Source organism: Mesorhizobium sp. M1A.T.Ca.IN.004.03.1.1 (assembly GCF_003997555.1).
Taxonomy (GTDB): Bacteria; Pseudomonadota; Alphaproteobacteria; order Rhizobiales; family Rhizobiaceae; genus Mesorhizobium.
Genome location: NZ_RZTV01000401.1, coordinates 1 through 267 on the forward strand (window position 1 = coordinate 1; position 267 = coordinate 267).

The window sequence follows — 267 nt, forward strand, 5'->3', positions numbered from 1 at the left end:
GAAGCTGAAGCTGCCATAGATGCCGTCGAGCGATGCCGGGGCGGCAAACACCGCCTCGCCGTCGTCGACGTCGCTGACCGTCAGCTTGTCGGAGGCGCTCGGATCGCCGCTGCCGGCCGCCCCCGCCTCGACCGTCGCCCGGTCGTCGGTCACCGTCGCATCGACGACGATCGCCGCCGCATCGTTGGCGCCGGTGATGGCGACGACGATGTTGTGGCTGGCGGTGCCGTCGAGCGAGCTGACGCTCAGCGTGTCGCTGACCGCGTC

Annotated in this window: 1 protein-coding gene; it reads right to left on the reverse strand. The window is 70.8% G+C overall.

What is annotated here, in order from left to right; all coding sequences use genetic code 11:
• A partial coding sequence (locus EOD29_RS32160) for a VCBS domain-containing protein (RefSeq protein WP_206520561.1) occupies positions 1–267 on the reverse strand: 267 nt, incomplete at both ends.